At 72.7% G+C, this 18,414-nt stretch carries 19 protein-coding genes and 1 riboswitch; of the genes, 8 read left to right on the top strand and 11 right to left on the bottom strand.

Translation table 11 applies throughout. The features are described 5' to 3' along the window. Positions 1–10: 10 nt before the first annotated feature. The gene (gene dapB, locus AB4Y78_RS09475; protein ID WP_040880901.1) at positions 11–751 is read left to right on the top strand and encodes a 4-hydroxy-tetrahydrodipicolinate reductase; all 741 of its coding nucleotides are present in this window, start codon (positions 11–13) and stop codon (positions 749–751) included. Between the two features lie 29 nt (positions 752–780). On the opposite strand, the gene AB4Y78_RS09470 is transcribed toward dapB, so the two are convergent. The 8 genes from AB4Y78_RS09470 to AB4Y78_RS09435 are packed head-to-tail and all read right to left on the bottom strand — an operon-like array spanning position 781 to position 6,322. After that, the gene (locus tag AB4Y78_RS09470) at positions 781–1,101 is read right to left on the bottom strand and encodes an AzlD domain-containing protein (protein ID WP_265229710.1); all 321 of its coding nucleotides are present in this window, start codon (positions 1,099–1,101) and stop codon (positions 781–783) included. Continuing rightward, the gene (locus AB4Y78_RS09465) at positions 1,098–1,820 is read right to left on the bottom strand and encodes an AzlC family ABC transporter permease (RefSeq protein WP_007926100.1); all 723 of its coding nucleotides are present in this window, start codon (positions 1,818–1,820) and stop codon (positions 1,098–1,100) included. Before AB4Y78_RS09465 ends, AB4Y78_RS09470 begins: the two co-directional genes overlap by 4 nt. Next, a complete protein-coding gene (locus tag AB4Y78_RS09460; protein ID WP_007926103.1) occupies positions 1,817–2,365 on the bottom strand; it encodes a GNAT family N-acetyltransferase in 549 nt (182 codons plus the stop codon). The genes AB4Y78_RS09465 and AB4Y78_RS09460 overlap by 4 nt, the downstream gene beginning before the upstream one ends. Continuing rightward, the gene (locus tag AB4Y78_RS09455; protein WP_441713538.1) at positions 2,365–3,087 is read right to left on the bottom strand and encodes an enoyl-CoA hydratase-related protein; all 723 of its coding nucleotides are present in this window, start codon (positions 3,085–3,087) and stop codon (positions 2,365–2,367) included. Before AB4Y78_RS09455 ends, AB4Y78_RS09460 begins: the two co-directional genes overlap by 1 nt. Before the next feature lie 21 nt (positions 3,088–3,108). After that, complete coding sequence (locus tag AB4Y78_RS09450) at positions 3,109–3,870, bottom strand: hypothetical protein (RefSeq protein WP_040880950.1); 762 nt, start codon at positions 3,868–3,870, stop codon at positions 3,109–3,111. Next, positions 3,867–4,496 (bottom strand): SatD family protein, encoded by a 630-nt coding sequence (locus AB4Y78_RS09445; protein WP_265229706.1) that lies wholly within the window; start codon positions 4,494–4,496, stop codon positions 3,867–3,869. Before AB4Y78_RS09445 ends, AB4Y78_RS09450 begins: the two co-directional genes overlap by 4 nt. 48 nt (positions 4,497–4,544) lie before the next feature. Continuing rightward, on the bottom strand, positions 4,545–5,516 hold the full coding sequence (locus AB4Y78_RS09440) for a dihydrofolate reductase (RefSeq protein ID WP_441713539.1): 972 nt from the start codon (positions 5,514–5,516) through the stop codon (positions 4,545–4,547). Continuing rightward, positions 5,513–6,322: a thymidylate synthase gene (locus AB4Y78_RS09435; RefSeq protein ID WP_007926111.1), complete on the bottom strand. Its 810-nt coding sequence runs from the start codon at positions 6,320–6,322 to the stop codon at positions 5,513–5,515. The genes AB4Y78_RS09440 and AB4Y78_RS09435 overlap by 4 nt, the downstream gene beginning before the upstream one ends. Positions 6,323–6,365: 43 nt before the next feature. Between AB4Y78_RS09435 and dapA the strand changes: the two genes are divergently transcribed. Next, positions 6,366–7,262, top strand: coding sequence for a 4-hydroxy-tetrahydrodipicolinate synthase (gene dapA, locus AB4Y78_RS09430; RefSeq protein WP_282070757.1), 897 nt, complete (start codon positions 6,366–6,368; stop codon positions 7,260–7,262). Further along, the gene (locus tag AB4Y78_RS09425; RefSeq protein WP_265229704.1) at positions 7,259–8,944 is read left to right on the top strand and encodes a ribonuclease J; all 1,686 of its coding nucleotides are present in this window, start codon (positions 7,259–7,261) and stop codon (positions 8,942–8,944) included. The genes dapA and AB4Y78_RS09425 overlap by 4 nt, the downstream gene beginning before the upstream one ends. 57 nt (positions 8,945–9,001) lie before the next feature. Here AB4Y78_RS09425 and AB4Y78_RS09420 read toward each other — a convergent pair whose 3' ends face one another. Continuing rightward, complete coding sequence (locus AB4Y78_RS09420) at positions 9,002–10,219, bottom strand: aminotransferase class V-fold PLP-dependent enzyme (RefSeq protein WP_007926115.1); 1,218 nt, start codon at positions 10,217–10,219, stop codon at positions 9,002–9,004. 42 nt (positions 10,220–10,261) lie between these two features. Next, positions 10,262–10,376, bottom strand: a riboswitch (SAM riboswitch). A gap of 74 nt (positions 10,377–10,450) precedes the next feature. Beyond that, entirely contained in the window at positions 10,451–11,095 is a 645-nt protein-coding gene (locus AB4Y78_RS09415) for a prepilin peptidase (protein WP_441713540.1), read from the bottom strand. A 124-nt stretch (positions 11,096–11,219) separates the two neighbouring features. Here AB4Y78_RS09415 and AB4Y78_RS09410 point away from each other — a divergent pair, with 124 nt between their 5' ends. Beyond that, positions 11,220–14,057 carry a DNA translocase FtsK gene (locus AB4Y78_RS09410; RefSeq protein ID WP_007926119.1) on the top strand — a complete coding sequence of 946 codons (2,838 nt, stop codon included), beginning with the start codon at positions 11,220–11,222 and terminating at the stop codon, positions 14,055–14,057. On the opposite strand, the gene AB4Y78_RS09405 is transcribed toward AB4Y78_RS09410, so the two are convergent. Beyond that, a complete protein-coding gene (locus tag AB4Y78_RS09405) occupies positions 14,041–15,072 on the bottom strand; it encodes a MauE/DoxX family redox-associated membrane protein (RefSeq protein ID WP_007926126.1) in 1,032 nt (343 codons plus the stop codon). The two genes, AB4Y78_RS09410 and AB4Y78_RS09405, sit on opposite strands and share 17 nt — an antisense overlap. A gap of 22 nt (positions 15,073–15,094) precedes the next feature. On the opposite strand from AB4Y78_RS09405, the gene AB4Y78_RS09400 reads away from it, so the two are divergent. The 4 genes from AB4Y78_RS09400 to AB4Y78_RS09385 are packed head-to-tail and all read left to right on the top strand — an operon-like array spanning position 15,095 to position 18,392. Next, positions 15,095–15,799 (top strand): ion channel, encoded by a 705-nt coding sequence (locus tag AB4Y78_RS09400; RefSeq protein WP_259909316.1) that lies wholly within the window; start codon positions 15,095–15,097, stop codon positions 15,797–15,799. A 28-nt stretch (positions 15,800–15,827) separates the two neighbouring features. Continuing rightward, a complete protein-coding gene (gene rimO / locus AB4Y78_RS09395) occupies positions 15,828–17,234 on the top strand; it encodes a 30S ribosomal protein S12 methylthiotransferase RimO (protein WP_441737074.1) in 1,407 nt (468 codons plus the stop codon). Further along, the gene (gene pgsA, locus AB4Y78_RS09390) at positions 17,231–17,890 is read left to right on the top strand and encodes a CDP-diacylglycerol--glycerol-3-phosphate 3-phosphatidyltransferase (protein WP_306514535.1); all 660 of its coding nucleotides are present in this window, start codon (positions 17,231–17,233) and stop codon (positions 17,888–17,890) included. Before rimO ends, pgsA begins: the two co-directional genes overlap by 4 nt. Then, positions 17,880–18,392 carry a CinA family protein gene (locus AB4Y78_RS09385; protein ID WP_259909319.1) on the top strand — a complete coding sequence of 171 codons (513 nt, stop codon included), beginning with the start codon at positions 17,880–17,882 and terminating at the stop codon, positions 18,390–18,392. Before pgsA ends, AB4Y78_RS09385 begins: the two co-directional genes overlap by 11 nt. Positions 18,393–18,414: the final 22 nt, after the last annotated feature.

The following is an 18,414-nucleotide window of genomic DNA, read 5'->3' as shown; positions in this document are numbered from 1 at the left end:
GGCTGTGCCCATGACGACGAAGGTGGCAGTGATCGGCGCCGAAGGGCGCATGGGTGCGACGGCCTGCGAGGCGGTCGAGGGTGCGGACGACCTCGAGCTCGTAGGCCGCTTCGACGAGGGCGACGACCTGGGCGATCTCGGGGGCGCCGACGTCGTCGTCGAGTTCACCGTCCTGTCCGCCAGCGAGCGCAATGTGCGCCACTGCGTCGAGCGCGGCGTCCACGTCGTCGTCGGCACCTCCGGCTGGACGGACGAGCGGGCGGCGCAGCTGCGCACCGAGGTCGAGGCGAAGGGGGGAGTGGGCGTGCTCATCGCCCCCAACTTCGCCATCGGCGCGGTGCTGATGATGCAGTTCGCCAAGCAGGCGGCGCGCTTCTACGAGTCGGTCGAGGTCGTCGAGCTGCACCACCCGCGCAAGGTCGACGCCCCGAGCGGCACCGCCACCCGCACGGCTGAGCTCATTGCCGCCTCCCGGGCGGAGGCCGGGCTCGGTCCGGTCCCGGACGCGACGACCGACGACCCGGACGGCGCGCGCGGTGCGAGCGTCGAGGGTGTGCCGGTCCACGCCGTGCGTCTGCGCGGGCTCGTGGCGCACCAGGAGGTGCTCCTGGGCAACGAGGGCGAGACGCTGACGCTCCGCCACGACTCCTTCGACCGGGTCTCCTTCATGCCCGGTGTCCTCACGGGGGTGCGCGAGGTCGCCAAGCACCCCGGCGTCACGGTCGGTCTGGAGCACGTCCTCGGTCTCTGACCGGGGCGTGTCCCGCGGCGTCCGCGCGGTCAGCCCCAGCCGAGGGCGCGCAGGCCCGCGGCCAGCGCGGCGGCGGCGAAGACGACGATGACGAAGTTGGCCCGCAGCCACAGCAGCACGACGGCCAGCGCGACGGCGGCCAGACGGGCGTCGACGACGATGCCGTCGTCGCCGCCGACGGTCTGCGTCACGAGCAGGCCGGCGAGCAGGGCGACCGGGAGCAGCCCGATGATCCGGGACCGGCGCCGACCGTCGACGAGGGACTCGGGCACGAGGTAGCCGACGTACTTCGTCACGAAGCCGAGCACGCACGCGGCGAGCACGCAGACCCACAGGCTGGTGGCGCTCACAGCAGGTCTCCTTCCGGTTGCTCGATGTCGTGGGCGCTGCTCGGCCCGGCGGAGGCCAGTCCGATGACGATCGCCGCGATGGCGGCGAGGAGCACGGGCACGCCGGCCGGCATCGGGGCGAAGCTGATGAGGGCGATGGCGGCGGCCAGGGCGGCCGTCACCTGTCCGGTGCGGTCCTTGAGCCGGGGCCAGATGAGCGCGACGAAGGCGGCAGCAGCGGCGGCGTCCAGGCCCCACACGCGCGGGTCGCCGATGGCATTGCCGACGAGCGCGCCGACGAGGGTCGACAGGTTCCAGAAGGCGTAGACGCCCAGCCCGGCGGCCCAGAAGCCGGTGCGCTGCACCTCGGGCTGCTCCTGGGCGAGGGCGACGGCGGTCGACTCGTCGATCGTCAGGTGGGCGGCGGCCGCCCTGCGCCACCCGAGCAGCCGCAGCACGCGGGCGAGCTGGAGCCCGTAGAGCCCGTTGCGGATGCCGAGGAGGGTGGAGGTCGCGACGGCGGTGACCGAACTGCCGCCGGAGGCGATGATGCCGACGAGGGCGAACTGCGAGCCGCCGGTGAAGAGCAGCAGGGACAGCGCGACGGTCTGCCACACGTCGAGCCCGGCGGCGATGCCGAGGGCCCCGAAGCTCACGCCGTAGACGCCGGTCGCCAGCCCGACGGACAGTCCTTGGCGGCGGGCGGCGGCGTGCTCGGCGGCGAAGGGGGCCGCGCTCACGGCGTCTCGTCCGTGAGGGCCGCGACGAGTCGGACCTCCCGGGCGGTGTCGCCGTCGGGGGAGATGACGCGGTCGCGGTAGGCGCCGTCGGGCACGAGCCCGGCGCCGGTGAGGAAGCCGCGCAGGGCCTCGTGCTCGACGAGGCTCCAGGTCGCGACGTGCTCGGCGCCGGCCTCGCGCAGGATGTCGACGGCAGCGTTGACCAGGCGGGAGCCGTGACCCTGGCGCCGGTGCCCGGGGTGGACCCCGAGGGCGGTCACCTCACCGGTGGTCTGCCCGGCGTCGGGGTCCTGGCTGGGGCCGATGGCGACGAACCCGACCACCTGCTCGCCGGCGCAGGCGACGAGGAGGCGGTGCACCCCTTCGGGCGGTGTGCGAAGGGAGTCCGCCCACGCCGCGGCGAAGGCCCGCGGGTCGAAGGCGGCGTGCACCTGCGGTGGCACGACGCCGTCGTAGGCCTGCTGCCAGACGAGGGCCTGCACCTGCCCGACGGTCGTGGCGTCGTCGGCCGTGGCGCTGCGGACGCTGGCGTCGGCGGTCGTCATCAGCGGCCGACGAACCGGGGGGAGCGGCGCTCGCCGAAGGCGCGCTGCCCTTCGGCGAGGTCGTCGCTGGCCCAGGCGCGGGCGAAGGCGGCGGCGTAGTCGGCGTCTGGGCCGGGGGTGGCGCCCATGCCGAGCTTCGAGCCGGCCTGGGTGAGCGGGGCGAGCGCCACCGTGCGGTGGGCCAGCCCGAGAGCGGTGCGCAGGCCGCCGCGCTCCTGCGCGAAGCCGAGGCGCCACGCGTCGTCGTCGGTGAGGACGGCGGCGGTGAGCACCATGTGGCGGGCGGCGCCCTCGCCCCACATGCGGGTCACGCGGTCGAGGGTCCACTTGTCGACCATGAGGCCGAGCTTGGCGACGGGCACGGCGAAGCGAGCGGGGGAGTCGACGACGCGGATGTCGCAGGCGACGGCCAGCTGCATGCCCAGACCCATGCACGAGCCGGAGATCGCGGCGATCGTCGTCACGGGGACCGCGGCGAGGTGCTGGAGCACCTCCGCGAGGCGCTCGGTGAAGGAGACGTCCTCGAGCTCGGTGAGGTCGGCGCCGGCGCAGAAGTGCCCCTCGGCGCCGGTCAGGACGAGGGCCCTCGACCCGCCCTCGACGGCGGCCACGACCGCGGCGTGCAGCTCCTCGAGCGTCGCCAGGTCGAGGGCATTGCGTCGGTGGGTGCGGTCGATCGTCAGGACGGTGACGTCGTCGGTGGTCTCGCTGAGGATGGGCACGTCGTCAGCATACGGAGGGGCTCAGGCGGCGAGCAGCAGCCCTCCCAGCGCGACGAGCCAGCTGACGAAGCTGCCGACGAGGAAGTACTCGGTCACCTTGTCGATGTCGGAGGCGCGGGTGTCGTCCTCGCTGCGGGCGTGCGACCTCAGCTCGGGCCAGCGGATGAGCCCCTTGGCGGCGATGACCAGGCCGGCGGCGGTGAGCTCACCGGCCAGGCCTAGCCCGAGGATGAAGAGGCGCTCGAGTGGGCCGAGCAGCCGCCCGCCGCGCAGCTCGCCGTCGACGCCGCCGGTCACCGGTCCGGCCGGCAGGGCGCCCGTCGTCACGAGCACCAGGCGCACGAGCCGGTTGCCGGTCGCGAGCTGGACGAGGGTGAGCCCGGCGAGCAGCAGCGCTCGGTCGGGGGCCGGCTGCCACGGCAGGTGGCTCCAGGCGAGCCAGTCGGCGAACCACCCGCCGACGGGCGGCGCCCAGCCGGAGGCGAGCAGCTGAACGCCCACGGCCGCGGCGAAGACACCGAGTGCCAGCGCGTGACCGCGGCCCCGGTCGGCCCGCTCCGCGCACACGAGCCACGCGACGAGACCGGCGACCGCGAGAGCCGTGAGGGCGACGCCACCCCAGGTCGCGAGCAGGCCGGTCGCGGATGCGATGACGACGAGCAGCAGCACCCCGGCGGCGGGCACGCCACGGGTCTCACGAGGCGCGTCGGAGGGCTGCGGGCCGAGGCTGCGCAGCAGGTCCGCGAGACCGATGGTGATGAGCAGGACGGACAGGACGCTCACGGGAGCCCTCCGAGGTCGGCGTCGAGGCGGACGAGGTGGTCGAGGGCGTCGCGGTGCACCCGCCGCGAGACGGCCGTGGGGGAGACGTCTTCCGCCTCGGCGAGCGCCCGCTGGCTGGTGCCGTGCAGCAGTCCCCGCAGCAGTCGGTGGGAGCGCTCGTCGAGGTCGGCCAGGAGCAGGTCGCGGTGCTGCAGGGCGGCGTCGAGGGCGGTGCCGGTGGGGGAGTCCTCGCGCCACCGGGTGCGCACGACGCGACCGTCGGCCCGGGCGGCACTCTCGGCGTCCTTGGCCAGGGTGATGGCCTCGCGGGCGAGCCACCAGCCGGGCCCGTCCTGGACGGTGCCGTCGTCGCTGAGCGCGGTGACCTCTCCGTGGCCCAGCCCGTAGCGGGTCTCGACCTCCGGCAGCAGCCCGGTGCGCAGCAGCAGGGCAGCGTGCACCGCCTGCCCGCGGCGGGCCCACGCCCCCTGGAACTCGTCGCCGACGGTGATCCGCACCGGGTGCACGGGGTCGGTCGTCGCGTTGATTGTGGCGATGACCTCCTCGAGCCGCGCGTGCAGACCACGGCGGTCGGCCGCGCTGCGGGAGCCGACGACGTCACCGATGAGGGTGGCCACGGAGGTCATGTGAACACTCTACAGCGATATCGACGAAAATAAACAGATATGGTTGATCTACCTGTTAGCGAACCTATGAGGTTCACGTTCGTAGGTGACGAAGTCGAAGCCCTCGCGCGGGTCCCGGCGCACCTCGCGCCACACGCGCGCATCGACCTCGGGGAAGAAGACCTCCGCCTCCGGCGAGCGGTCGATCTCGGTCAGCTCCAGCCGCGAGGCCAGGTCGATCGTCTGCCGGTAGATCTCACCGCCACCGACGACGTGCACCTCGCCGGGGCCGGCGGCGACGAGGGCCTCGGCGAGCGAGTGGACGACGATCGCGCCGGGGGCCGACCACGCGTGGTCGGAGGTGACGACGATCGTCGTGCGGCCCGGCAGCGCCCGGCCGATCGAGTCCCAGGTCCGCCGCCCCATGATCATCGTGCCGCCCATGGTCAGCGCCTTGAAGTGCGCCAGGTCCTCGGGCAGGTGCCACGGCATGCCCCCGTCGACGCCGATGGCCCGGTTGGCCCCGAGCGCCGCGACGAGGACGAGCCGCTGGTCGTGCCCCAGCTCGACGAAGGGAGCCAGCCCCCCGTCCCGCAGCCCCTCCAGCACGACCCGCTCGTGCGGCACGACGAGCGCGGGCAGCTGCGCGAGCGGCCACCACCGCAGGTCGGCCGCCTTGTCCGGCTCGCGCAGCGTCGGCTCGCCCGACCAGGCGGTGACGTGGAAGAAGAAGTCGGCGCGCTGCTCGCGCACCCCGGCGAGAGTCGAGCGCTGCACCGTCGTCAGGGGAGTCGCCTCGAGGACCTGCACGCCGAGCTCCTCGTCGACCTCGCGCGCCAGGGCCTGGCTCGGGGCGCTGGCGTCCTCGACGTGGCCGGCGGCCCCGCAGGCCCACCAGCCGTCCATGAATCCGGTGCCGCGACGCAGCTGGAGCAGCACCTCGGGCCCGCCGTCGCCCTCCCGGGTCATCACGGCGTAGGCGGCGGCGAGCAGGGGCACCCGGCCGCGCAGCTCCTCGGGGACGGGGCGGGGCAGGCTCATACGGCGATCGGCGCCTTGATCGAGGGCGCGGCCTCGTAGCCGACGAGGGTGAAGTCCTCGAGCTCGTAGGCGTCGATCGAGTCGCGGGGCGCGATCTCCATCCGCGGCAGCGGACCGGGGGTGCGGGTCAGCTGCAGGTCCGTCTGCTCGAGGTGGTTGAGGTAGAGGTGCGCGTCACCGAGGGTGTGGACGAACTCGCCCGGCTCCATGTCGACCTGCTGCGCGACCATCATCGTCAGCAGCGCGTACGAGGCGATGTTGAAGGGCACGCCGAGGAAGATGTCGGCGCTGCGCTGGTAGAGCTGGCACGACAGGCGGGGGCGGCCCCCTTCGCTCGCCGGGGTGACGTAGAACTGGAACATCGTGTGGCAGGGCGGCAGCGCCATCTCGCCGACCTCGGCGACATTCCACGCGGAGACGATGTGCCGCCGGCTGTCGGGGTTGGTCCGCAGCCCCTCGATGACCTGCGCGATCTGGTCGACGGTCGACCCGTCGGGCGTCGGCCAGGAGCGCCACTGGTGCCCGTAGACCGGCCCGAGGTCACCCTGCTCGTCGGCCCACTCGTCCCAGATGCTGATGCCGCGCTCCTGCAGCCAGCGCACGTTGGTGTCGCCGCGCAGGAACCACAGCAGCTCACCGATGATCGAGCGCAGGTGCAGCTTCTTCGTCGTGAGCACGGGGAAACCCTCCGACAGGTCGAAACGCATCTGGTGGCCGAAGACGCTCCGGGTGCCCGTGCCGGTCCGGTCGGACTTGACGACCCCGTGGTCGCGGACGTGCTCGAGGAGGTCGAGGTACTGGCGCATGGCGCCACGATAGACGCCGCCACCGACGGCTACGCTGAGCCGCATGACGACTTCCCCCTTCGGACGGGTGATCACCGCGATGGTGACGCCCATGACCCCTGACGGCGCGGTGGACACGAAGGGCGTGGCCGCCGTCGTCGAGCACCTCGTCGCCACCGGACACGACGGTGTCGTCGTCAACGGCACCACCGGCGAGTCGCCGACCCTCAGCTCCGCCGAGAGCATCGCGATGGTCTCGGCGGTCAAGGAGGCGGCCGGTGACCGGCTCGCCGTCACCGCGGGGGTCGGCTCCAACAACACCGCCCACGCCGTCGAGATGGCCGGCCAGGCCACCGCGGCCGGCGCCGACGGCCTGCTCGTCGTCTCCCCGTACTACAACAAGCCCACCCAGCCGGGCCTGCTCGCGCACACCCGCGCCATCGCCGACGCCGCCGAGCTGCCGGTCATGCTCTACGACATCCCGGGGCGCACCGCGACCCCCTTCGCCGTCGAGACGCTCGTCGCGCTCGCCGACCACGAGCGGATCGTCGCGGTCAAGGACGCGAAGGGGGACCTCTGGGCCGCCTCGCAGGTCATGGCCGCGACCGACCTGCTCTGGTACTCAGGTGCCGACGAGCACAACCTCGCGCACCTCGCGCAGGGCGCCTACGGCGTCGTCTCCGTCGTCGGGCACATCGCCGGCCGTGAGTACCGCGCGATGATCGAGGCCGTCGACGCCGGCGACCTCGCGACCGCCCGCGAGATCCACCACCGCCTCATCCCCGTCACCAATGCCCTGATGTCGACCTCGCAGGGCGCGATCATGGCCAAGGCCGCCCTCGTCGAGCTCGGTGTCATCGAGCACGCCGCCGTGCGCCTGCCCTACGTCGAGGGGCCGGCCGAGCACCTCGAGGTGCTGCGCGCCGGCCTGACCGCCTCCCGGATCGGAGCCACCGCATGAGCCACCCGCACCCCGACCTCGAGCTGCCGCCGCCGCTGGCGAAGGGGGCGCTGCGCGTCATCCCGCTCGGGGGCCTCGGCGAGGTCGGCCGCAACATGGCGGTCATCGAGCACGATGGCCAGCTGCTCATCATCGACTGCGGTGTCCTCTTCCCCGAGGACCACCAGCCGGGCGTCGACCTGATCCTCCCGGACTTCGACTACATCCTCGACCGGCTCGACGACGTCCAGGCGATCGTCCTCACTCACGGCCACGAGGACCACATCGGCGCCGTGCCCTACCTGCTCAAGCACAAGCCGGACATCCCGCTCGTCGGCTCGATGCTCACGCTGGCCCTCGTCGAGGCCAAGCTCAAGGAGCACCGGATCAAGCCCTACACGCTCGGCGTGCGCGAGGGCGGGCGCGAGTCCTTCGGCGTCTTCGACTGCGAGTTCATCGCCGTCAACCACTCGATCCCCGACGCGCTGGCGGTCTTCGTGCGCACCGAGGGCGGCACGCTGCTGCACACGGGCGACTTCAAGATGGACCAGCTCCCGCTCGACCGGCGCCTCACGGACCTGCGGGCCTTCGCCCGGGTCGGCGAGGAGGGGGTCGACCTCTTCCTCACCGACTCGACCAATGCCGAGGTCCCGGGCTTCACGACGCCCGAGCGGGAGATCGGCCCGGCGATCGACACCGTCTTCCGCAAGGCGCGCCGGCGGATCATCGTCGCCTGCTTCTCCAGCCACGTGCACCGTGTCCAGCAGGTGCTCGACGCGGCCGAGCGCAATGGCCGCAAGGTCGCGATGGTCGGGCGCTCGATGGTGCGCAACATGGGCATCGCCGCCGACCTGGGCTACCTGCACGTCCCCGACGGGGTGCTCGTCGACGTCAAGAAGCTCGACAACTACCCCGACGACGAGGTCGTGCTCATCTGCACCGGCAGCCAGGGCGAGCCGATGGCCGCCCTGTCGCGCATGGCCAACCGCGACCACCGGATCGACGTCGGTGACGGCGACACCGTGCTGCTCGCCTCGAGCCTGATCCCCGGCAACGAAAACGCCGTCTACCGGGTCATCAACGGTCTGATGCGGCTCGGCGCCGACGTCGTGCACAAGGGCAATGCCAAGGTGCACGTCTCCGGGCACGCGAGCGCCGGCGAGCTGCTCTACTGCTACAACATCGTCAAGCCGCGCAATGTCATGCCGGTCCACGGCGAGTGGCGCCACCTCGTCGCCAACGCCGACCTGGCCATCGCGACGGGCGTCGACCCCGACCACGTCGTGCTCGCCGAGGACGGCGTGGTCATCGACCTCATCGACGGTCGCGCCCGCATCGCCGGCGCCGTGCCCTGCGGCTACGTCTACGTCGACGGCTCGAGCGTCGGGGGCGCCACGGAGGAGCTGCTCAAGGACCGCCGCATCCTGCGCGACGAGGGCTTCATCTCCGTCATGGTCGTCGTCGACTCCTCGAGCGGCAAGGTCGTCGCCGGCCCGGAGATCACCGCCCGCGGCTTCGCCGAGGACGACGAGATCTTCACCCAGGTCAAGCCCAAGATCGTCGCGGCCCTCGACGAGGCCGCCCGCAAGGGCACGACCGATACCCACCAGCTGCAGCAGGTCGTGCGCCGCGCGGTCGGTGGCTGGGTCGGCGGCAAGATCCGTCGCCGCCCGATGATCATCCCGGTGGTCGTCGAGGCCTGAGACCGCCCGGGGGCGAAGGGGGCCTGCCGGGTCCCCCTTCGCCCTACCCGAGGAGGGTCAGAGCGAGCGCAGCGCCGCCAGCAGGCGGTCGATGTGCTCGGGCGTCGTGCCGAGGCCGGCACTGATCCGCACGGCGGTGTCGTGCTCGGTCTCGGAGAGCAGGTCGTCGACGAGCAGGTGGGCGCAGAACTTGCCGTCGCGCACCCCGATGCCGTGGTCGTCGCCGAGGACGCGGGCGACCTCGGCGCTGTCGTGGCCGTCGACGGTGATCGTCGCCACCGGGGCGCCGTCACCCCCGCCGAAGAGGGTGTGCACGCGCACGCCCTCGATCTCGGCGAGGCCGGCGAGCAGCCGGATGCGCAGGGCCTGCTCGTGGTCGCGGATCGCCCGCTCGTGCTCGCTGACGATCTCGCAGGCGGTGGCGAGCGCGACCGCGCCGAGCACGTTGGGGGAGCCGGCCTCGTGGCGGGCCGGGCCGTGCGTCCACTCGGTCGTGTCGAGATCCACGCGGGCGGTGGCGCCGCCGCCGGCGAGGTAGGGCTCGGCGGCGTCGAGCCAGTCGCTGCGCCCGACGAGGACGCCGGCGCCGAAGGGGGCGTAGATCTTGTGACCGCTGAAGGCGATCCAGTCCGCGCCGATCGCCTCGATGTCGACCCGGCGGTGCGGGACGACCTGCGCGGCATCGAGCGCGAAGCGGGCGTCGTGCTCGTGGGCGAGAGCCGCGAGCCGCTCGACCGGCCAGTGCTCGCCCGTGACGTTGGAGGCACCGGTGGCGACGACGAGCCGGTGCTCGGCGGGGTGGTTGCGCAGCGCCTGCTCGAGCAGGTCGAGCGCCTCGTCGTGGCTGTGCGGCACGGGCAGGCGCAGGGCGCGGGGCCAGGGCAGGAGCGCGGCGTGGTGCTCGGAGCCGAAGACGAAGACGAGCGTGTCCTCGGGCAGGGCGCGGGCCAGCAGGTTGAAGGAGTCGGTCGTGTTGCGGGTGAAGACGACCTGGTCGTCCTCGCGGGCCCCGACGAAGGTCGCGACGGTCTCGCGGGCCTGCTCGTAGCGCGAGCTGGTCACCCGCGAGGCGAAGCCGGCGCCTCGGTGCACGGAGGAGTAGGTGACGGCGGCTGCGGCCACCTCCTGGGCGACGGCCGCGAAGGCCGGCGTCGTCGCCCCGTGGTCGAGGTGCGCGTACTCGACGGTCGAGCCGTCGGCATCGCGGTAGGTCAGGCCCTCGCTGACGAGCGCGGGCAGGGCGGTGGAGGTGCGGTGGAGGTCGGACACGGTCATGGGAGTGCTCCTGATCCGTCAGGGACCCGGGCGGTGACCTCGAGTCCGCGCTTGCCGGGCGACACTGCGTCGCCGGCCAGGTCGTCACCCGGAGCACCCCACCGCGGAGGAGGGTTGCCGACCAGCTAGCCGGGGCTTGTCGCTGGTACTCGTGACCTTGGGTCGAGACCCTAGCCGATGACGGGTGCCGGCTGTCGAGCCACTCCGGGACCCGTCTCGCGACCTGGGACGTCAGGCGAGGGCGAGGGCGAGCACGGCCCCGGCGACGAGGTGGGGGCCGAAGGCGAGCGAGGTCCGTCGGCCCGCCCGGCGCGTGAGGAGCAGCGCGAGGGCGACGATGCCGCCGAGCACGAAGCCCAGCCAGATGCCGACGACGAGCTCGCTCCAGCCGAGCCAGGCGAGGGTCGGGGCGATCGACACGAGCAGCTTGGCGTCGCCCAGGCCGATCGAGCGGCCGGGCAGGAGCAGGGAGAGAGCGATCGCGCCGCCGCCGACGAGCAGGGCTGCGGTGCCTGCGCGTGCGAGGGCCGCGAGGTCACCGGTGGCGAAGGAGGCGACCGTCACGGCCAGGGCGATGGCCGGCGCGAGCGGCACGGTGATCGCATTGGGCAGCCGGTGCACGTCGGCGTCGATCGCGGCGAGCACGAGCCCGGCCAGCGACAGGGAGAGCGGGGCCAGCAGGACGGGCCAGGGTCGGTCGGCGAGCCCCCGCTCGACGGCCACGGCGACGAAGGGGGCGACCGCCGCCACCCACACGTGGCGGGGGAGGGGACCCCCTTCGTCCTCCCGGCGGTAGCCGCCGGTGGCCAGCCAGCGCCAGCCGGCGACCCCGACGACCAGGGCCAGGATCGCGACGACGACGGTGCGGGCTTCCACGGCCGTGACGCTACTCGGTAGGCGACCGGGGCGCGCCGGCTCGTCCACACCCGCCTGCGCGGGGTTGGCCCTGTTGCGCGTGTGACGCGTGTGTCAGGGGTGGCTTTCGCCTAACCTGCGAAGCATGGCCACTCGTCCGTCGACCACCTCGCGCAGCACCAAGGGCGCCTCCACGCGCCCGAAGGGCAGCACCCGCCCCACCGGGCGCAAGGCTCCCGCCAAGAGTGCTGCGAAGGGGAAGACCTCCGCTTCCCGCAAGACCTCCGCGTCGGGCGGGGGCCTCCCGCTGCCCATCGCCGCGGTGCAGAAGACGTGGATGGGGGTCGCCCACGCGACCGGCTCTGGCGTGCGCCGCATCGGGCACAGCGCGAGCCAGATCGAGCCGGAGCACCGTCGTGACGGCTGGGGCTTCCTCGCCCTCGCGCTCGCCCTCGTCGTCGCCGTCCGCGAGTGGTGGGGCCTCACGGGCCTCTTCGGCGACATGGTCCACGCGGTCTTCGCCGGCACCTTCGGTCGGGTCGCCTACGCCCTGCCGATCGTCCTGCTCGTCCTCGGCGTGCGCCTGCTGCGCTCCGAGGGGGACTCCGCCGCCGACGCGCGACTCGGCTTCGGCGCCGTCATGGGCCTCTTCGCCGCCTCCGGCCTGACGCACATCGCCAAGGACATCCCGCAGCCGCCCGACGGTGCCGGCCCGATGCGCGATGCGGGCGGGATCATGGGCTTCCTCGCCTCGGACCCGCTGGCCACCGCGGTCACCGAGTGGCCCGCGACGATCCTGCTCGTCCTCCTCGGCCTCTTCAGCCTGCTCCTGCTCACCGGTACCCCGCTGCACGAGGTGCCGCAGCGGCTGGCCTACATCCGCGCCGCCTTCACCGGCGAGGTGCCCAGCCACGTGACCGCTGCCCCGGAGGCCGCCCACGACGCCCCCAAGGCCGCCGTGAGCCGCGCCCGTCGGCGCCGCGTCATCGACCCCGCCGACGAGGAGCTGTCGGGTGAGCGTGACGGCGACACCGCCTTCGACCAGGCCGCCGTCGTGCAGCCGGTCGGCAAGGGGCGCCGCAAGAAGTCGGCCCCGGTGCCCGAGGCCGACGAGACCGTCGAGACGCCCCAGGCCGAGGCCGGGGGCCCGCGCCCCGGGGAGAAGCGCCCGACGAAGAACCCCGTCGTCGCGCCGATCAAGCCCTCCGACAAGACGGTGCTCGAGCCGCCGCCCACGACCCAGCTGCCGCAGCGGGTCGAGCAGCTGGCCCTCGCCGGCGACGTCACCTACACGCTGCCCGACAGCCAGCACCTCAAGCCCGGTGCCCCCCACAAGGAGCGCTCGGCGGCCAACGACAAGGTCGTCGAGTCGCTGACGAGCGTCCTCGACGAGTTCGGCATCGACGCCCAGGTCACCGGCTTCCACCGCGGCCCGACGGTCACCCGCTACGTCGTCGAGCTCGGCCCGGGTGTCAAGGTCGAGCGGGTCACGGCCCTGTCCAAGAACATCGCCTACGCCGTGGCCTCGGCCGACGTGCGCATCCTCAGCCCGATCCCGGGCAAGTCGGCCATCGGCATCGAGATCCCCAATGCCGACAAGGAGATGGTCTGCCTCGGCGACGTGCTCCGCTCCGACGTCGCGCGCAACAACGAGCACCCGATGGTCATGGGTGTCGGCAAGGACGTCGAGGGCGGCTACGTCATCGCCAACCTCGCGAAGATGCCGCACATCCTCGTCGCCGGTGCCACGGGCTCCGGCAAGTCCTCCTTCGTCAACTCGATGATCACCTCGATCCTCATGCGGGCCACGCCCGACGAGGTGCGCATGGTGCTCGTCGACCCCAAGCGGGTGGAGCTGACGGCCTACGAGGGCATCCCGCACCTCATCACGCCGATCATCACCAACGCCAAGAAGGCCGCCGAGGCCCTGCAGTGGGTCGTGCGCGAGATGGACATGCGCTACGACGACCTCGCGACCTTCGGCTACAAGCACGTCGACGACTACAACAAGGCGGTCAAGGCCGGCAAGGTCGAGCCGATCCCCGGCAGCGAGCGGGTCATCCAGCCCTACCCCTACCTCCTCGTCATCGTCGACGAGCTCGCCGACCTGATGATGGTCGCCCCGCGCGACGTCGAGGACTCGATCGTGCGCATCACCCAGCTCGCGCGCGCCGCGGGTATCCACCTCGTCCTCGCGACGCAGCGCCCGTCGGTCGACGTCGTCACCGGTCTGATCAAGGCCAACGTGCCCTCGCGCATGGCCTTCGCCACCTCGTCGCTCGCCGACTCGCGGGTCGTGCTCGACCAGCCCGGCGCCGAAAAGCTCCTCGGCCAGGGTGACGCCCTCTTCCTGCCCATGGGCAAGTCCAAGCCGATGCGTGTGCAGGGTGCCTGGGTCACCGAGTCCGAGATCCAGGCGGTCGTCGCCCACGTCACCGGGCAGCTCAAGCCGGTCTACCGCGAGGACGTCGCCCCGGCGGAGGCGCCCAAGAAGGAGATCGACGAGGACATCGGCGACGACCTCGACGTGCTGCTGCAGGCCACCGAGCTCGTCGTCACGACCCAGTTCGGCTCGACGTCGATGCTCCAGCGCAAGCTCCGGGTCGGCTTCGCCAAGGCCGGCCGGCTCATGGACCTGCTCGAGTCGCGCGGCGTCGTCGGCCCCTCAGAGGGCTCCAAGGCCCGTGACGTGCTCATCACCGTCGAGGACCTGCCGACGACCCTGGCCCTGATGAAGGGGGAGGAGCCGCCGGCTCCGGAGGCCTCGGCCGAGGGTGCCGACGGGGTGGAGGGCGGCGTCGACGACGAGGCCCCGCAGGCCGCGCCGGCAGGGGTCTCCACCGACACCGACGTCATCGACCTGCGCCAGGGTGCCCCAGCAGCGCAGGACCGTTACGCGAGCGACCCGATCGGCACCGAGGTCGTCGAGGAATGGACCGAGGACGACGACGAGGACGCCTGGTCCCTCACCGACCGTCGCTGACCTGCTCGGGCGCCGGCGCCTCGTCGAGGGCGCCGGCGTCGAGGAGCTCGGCGCGCACGTCGCCGACGAAGTCGACGACCTGGTCGCGGCCGCGGACCGGACCGCCGGCGAGCAGGCCGTCACCGCCGAGGAGCACCGCTGCGGGGGTCCCCACGCCGAAGATGCGCGCCAGCGTGCCCTGCGGGTCGTGCAGCACCCGCCCGGACAGCGCAGGGGCCTGCTGGGTGGCCAGCTCGACGGGCTGGGCGACGACCGCCCGCACCCGCACCGGGCCCAGCCCCTCGTCCCAGCCCGGCAGCTCCTCGATGACCGGCGTGCACGGACCGCACCCCGGTGAGATGAAGAGGAGCAGCACCGCGCCCTCGGCGACGAGGGCCGTCAGCGGGATCGAGCGGCCGGCCTCGTCCTCGAGCGCCGCGTAGGGCATCGGCTGGCGGCTGTAGTCCAGCTCCTCCTCGTCGGTGGCGGCCGCTGCGGGGGCGGGGGTCGCCCCCTTCGTCCCGCCGAAGGTCACGACGACCACGGCGACGGTGACGACGACCAGCGCGAGCCAGACCCACGTCGCCGCGCTGGCCTCGGCGAGCCGCGCGAGCACGGAGGCCTCCGCTGACGCCGACCACAGCGTGAGCAGCCCGACGAGCACGAGCAGCACGTTGCGCCACGCGGTGCGGCGGGTGACCTCGCCGAGCCCGAGCCGCCCGAAGCAGCTGCACGTCACGGGGTAGCCGAAGCCCAGCGCCCGCACGATGACGGCGAGGTAGGCGATGAGCAGGCCGAGCGTGACCACCGCCACCCCCAGGGCGAAGGGGGCGGGCGTCACCACGAGCGCCACCGCCAGGACGATCTCGGCCCACGGCAGGACCCGCGGTGCGGGGGAGTCGGTGAGGGCCCGGGGCAGCTGCAGCTGCGCGAAGGCGCTGCGCGTCTCCTCGGGGTGACGCAGCTTGGCGCCGCCGCTGACGCAGAGCAGGACGGCGAGCAGCAGGGGAGGGAGCAGGAGGGGTCCGGCGAGCACGTGGCGAGTCTAGGGTTGCCCCATGACGAAGGCTTGGTACGAGCTCGACAGCCGTCCGACGGGGGCCCGCTACTGGGCCGCTGTCGTGCGCAAGCAGCCCTCGGCGATCCTCGTGGGCATCCAGCTCTTCGCGATCGTGCTGCTCCCGTGGGTCGAGTCGGAGAACTGGGGCCGGGCGGTCATCACCTCGCTGTCGCTCTTCGCCGTGACCTTCGGCATCTGGGTCGTCCGCTCCACCCCGGCTCTGACCTGGCTCGCCCTGCTCATCGGCTTCCCGGCCTTCGTCCTCGAGGTGTGGTCGGTCGTCGACCGGAGCAACGTGTCGGTGACCTTTGCGGCCCACCTGCTGCTCGCGATCTTCTACATGTACGTCGCCTACGGGCTCGTTGCGTACATGTTCGCCGACACGTGGGTGACCAAAGACGAGCTCTTCGCGGTGGGTGCGGCCTTCACCGTGCTCCTCTTCGGCTTCACCTACCTCTTCGTGGCGATCCAGACACTCGAGCCCGGCTCCTTCGACGGGCACACGGGCGTGGGGCAGAAGTCCTTCCTCGAGCTGTTGTACTTCTCCGCGGCCAACCTCACGAGCGTCGGCCTGTCCGACGTCACGGCCATCGAGCCGCACGCGCGGGCCGCGACGATCATCGAGCAGCTCAGTGGCGTCCTCTACGTCGCCATGGTCATCTCGCGACTCGTGGCGCTGACGGTCAGCCGGGCGCGTCACTGAGTCGCCTGCGGGGACCTAGAGTGGGGGCATGTCCGTCACCACCCGTAGCGTCGCCATCGTCACCCTCGGGTGCACCCGCAACGACGTGGACTCCGAGGAGCTCGCCGGGCGGCTCTCCGCCGAGGGGTGGACCCTCGTCGACGACGCCGCGGAGGCGGACGTCGCGGTCGTCAACACCTGCGGTTTCATCGAGCAGGCCAAGAAGGACTCGATCGACGCGATCCTCGAGGTGGGCGGCCTGCGCGAGCACGGTCGCACGCAAAAGGTCGTGGCCGTCGGGTGCCTCGCCGAGCGCTACGGCAAGGAGCTGGCCGACGAGCTGCCCGAGGCCGACGCGGTGCTCGGCTTCGACTCCTACACCGACATGTCGGCCCACCTGCGGGCGGTCCTCGACGGGCACGCCCCCGAGGCCCACACGCCCGGTGACCGGCGCAAGCTGCTGCCGATCTCGCCGGTCGAGCGCGATGCCGCTGAGGTGGCCCTGCCGGGGCACAACACCGCCAGCGACCTGCCGCGGACCCGCCTGGCGGACACGCCGTGGGCGCCGCTGAAGATCGCCTCGGGCTGCGACCGGCGCTGCGCCTTCTGCGCCATCCCGACCTTCCGTGGCGCCTTCGTCTCGCGTCGTCCCAACGACGTCGTGGCCGAAGGGAGGTGGCTCGCCTCCCAGGGGGTGCGTGAGCTCTTCCTCGTGAGCGAGAACTCGACGTCCTACGGCAAGGACCTCGGCGACCTCGACCTGCTCGAGCAGCTGCTGCCGGAGCTCGTCGCGATCGAGGGCATCGAGCGCGTGCGGGTGTCCTACCTCCAGCCGGCGGAGATCCGGCCCGGGCTGCTGCGCGCGATGGCGGCGACGCCGGGCGTCGTGCCCTGGTACGACATCTCTTTCCAGCACGCCTCGGGTCCGCTGCTGCGGCGGATGCGTCGCTTCGGTGACACCGACTCCTTCCTCGAGCTCATCCGTGGCGTGCGCGAGCGCCAGCCGGAGGCCGGCATCCGCTCCAACGTCATCCTCGGCTTCCCGGAGGAGACCGAGGAGGACGTCGCCGAGCTCGAGCGCTTCCTGATCCAGGCCCGTCTCGACGTCGTCGGGGTCTTCGGCTACTCCGACGAGGACGGCACCGAGGGAGAGCTGCTCACCGACAAGGTCGACCCGGAGGTCATCGCCGAGCGCGTGGAGCGGGTGCGCTCGCTCGTCGAGGAGCTGAGTGCCCAGCGCGCCGAGGAGCGCGTCGGCGAGGTCGTCGAGGTCCTCGTCGAGGAGATCGACGACGAGACCGGCGAGATCAGCGGGCGGGCTGCCCACCAGGGGCCCGACGTCGACGGCGTCACCCTGCTCACCGGAGCGGTCGAAGAGCTGGAGGTCGGCACGATCGTCACCGCCGAGGTCATCGGGACCGAGGGCATCGACCTCGTCGGGCGGGTGTCGGCATGACCTCCCAGCCGCAGTCGCAGGCGCCGGTGGGGCAGACGCAGGCGCCCGAGCCCAGCCCCTGGAATCTGCCCAACGCCCTGACGGTCCTGCGCATCCTGCTCGTGCCCGTCTTCGTCTGGCTCGTCCTGCGCGACGGCGGCGACGACACCGTCACCCGGTGGTGGGCCTGGGGAGTCTTCGCGATCGCGATCATCACCGACCGCATCGACGGCGACCTCGCCCGGGCCAAGGGGCTGGTGACCACCTTCGGCAAGGTCGCCGACCCGATCGCCGACAAGGCACTGACCGGGGCGGGCTTCATCACCCTGTCGATGATCGGCGAGATCCCGTGGTGGATCACCGTCGTCATCATCGCCCGCGAGCTCGGCATCACGCTCATGCGCTTCTGGGTCATCCGCCACGGGGTGATGCCGGCGAGCCGCGGTGGCAAGGTCAAGACCTTCTTGCAGGCCCTGGCCATCGGCCTCTTCGTCATCCCGCTGAGCAGCCTGCCCGTGGAGTGGCTGTGGCGCGGCCTGGCCTGGGCGATCCTCCTCGCGGCCCTCGTCGTGACGATCGCGACCGCGGTCGACTACGTCATGAAGGCGATGACGCTCCGCTCGACGAGCGATCGCGCCCGGATGAAGCAGGAGCGCAAGGCGGCACGTGGCCGCTGACGCCGCGGCACTGCTCGACGCCCTCGCCGCGCGGGGGTGGTCGCTCGGCACCGCGGAGTCACTGACGGGTGGCCTGCTCGCCGCGACCGTCGTCGAGGTGCCCGGCGCCTCCCGGGTCTTCGCCGGCTCAGTCGTCGCCTACGACCCCGCCGTCAAGATCTCGCTGCTGGGCGTGGACCAGTCCGTGATCGAGCGCGTGGGCACCGTCGACGAGCAGGTCGCGACCCAGATGGCGACGGGAGCCTGCCGCGCCCTGGGCGTCGACGTCGCCGTCGCGACGACGGGGGTGGCCGGTCCCGGCCCGAGCGAGGGACACCCGGCCGGCACGGTGTGGCTGGCCTGCGCCTGGCCCGAGGGAGTATCGACGCGTCGGCTGGCGTTGACCGGGGAGCGCTCCGAGGTGCGCGCGACGGCGGTCGCTGCCGCGCTGACCTTGGTGGCCGACGCCATCGGTCGCACGTCGACCGGCGGCGGCCCTGACCTTTCGCAGGGACTCACCTGATCGTTGTGGGTGGGGCGTTGTA

It is taken from the genome of Janibacter sp. RAF52 (assembly GCF_052114035.1).
GTDB classification, from domain to species: Bacteria; Actinomycetota; Actinomycetes; order Actinomycetales; family Dermatophilaceae; genus Janibacter; species Janibacter hoylei.
Note: the sequence above shows the minus strand (reverse complement) of the source record. Positions and strands in the feature narration are given on the sequence as shown.

What these genes read in the sequence shown, in the direction of transcription:
- dapB (WP_040880901.1), top strand. Translation starts at nt 11, where the DNA reads ATGACGACGAAGGTGGCAGTGATCGGCGCCGAAGGGCGCATGGGTGCG.
- AB4Y78_RS09460 (WP_007926103.1), bottom strand. Translation starts at nt 2,365, where the DNA reads ATGACGACCGCCGACGCCAGCGTCCGCAGCGCCACGGCCGACGACGCC.
- AB4Y78_RS09445 (WP_265229706.1), bottom strand. Translation starts at nt 4,496, where the DNA reads ATGACCTCCGTGGCCACCCTCATCGGTGACGTCGTCGGCTCCCGCAGC.
- AB4Y78_RS09440 (WP_441713539.1), bottom strand. Translation starts at nt 5,516, where the DNA reads ATGAGCCTGCCCCGCCCCGTCCCCGAGGAGCTGCGCGGCCGGGTGCCC.
- AB4Y78_RS09435 (WP_007926111.1), bottom strand. Translation starts at nt 6,322, where the DNA reads ATGCGCCAGTACCTCGACCTCCTCGAGCACGTCCGCGACCACGGGGTC.
- dapA (WP_282070757.1), top strand. Translation starts at nt 6,366, where the DNA reads ATGACGACTTCCCCCTTCGGACGGGTGATCACCGCGATGGTGACGCCC.
- AB4Y78_RS09425 (WP_265229704.1), top strand. Translation starts at nt 7,259, where the DNA reads ATGAGCCACCCGCACCCCGACCTCGAGCTGCCGCCGCCGCTGGCGAAG.
- AB4Y78_RS09420 (WP_007926115.1), bottom strand. Translation starts at nt 10,219, where the DNA reads ATGACCGTGTCCGACCTCCACCGCACCTCCACCGCCCTGCCCGCGCTC.
- AB4Y78_RS09410 (WP_007926119.1), top strand. Translation starts at nt 11,220, where the DNA reads ATGGCCACTCGTCCGTCGACCACCTCGCGCAGCACCAAGGGCGCCTCC.
- AB4Y78_RS09400 (WP_259909316.1), top strand. Translation starts at nt 15,095, where the DNA reads ATGACGAAGGCTTGGTACGAGCTCGACAGCCGTCCGACGGGGGCCCGC.
- rimO (WP_441737074.1), top strand. Translation starts at nt 15,828, where the DNA reads ATGTCCGTCACCACCCGTAGCGTCGCCATCGTCACCCTCGGGTGCACC.
- pgsA (WP_306514535.1), top strand. Translation starts at nt 17,231, where the DNA reads ATGACCTCCCAGCCGCAGTCGCAGGCGCCGGTGGGGCAGACGCAGGCG.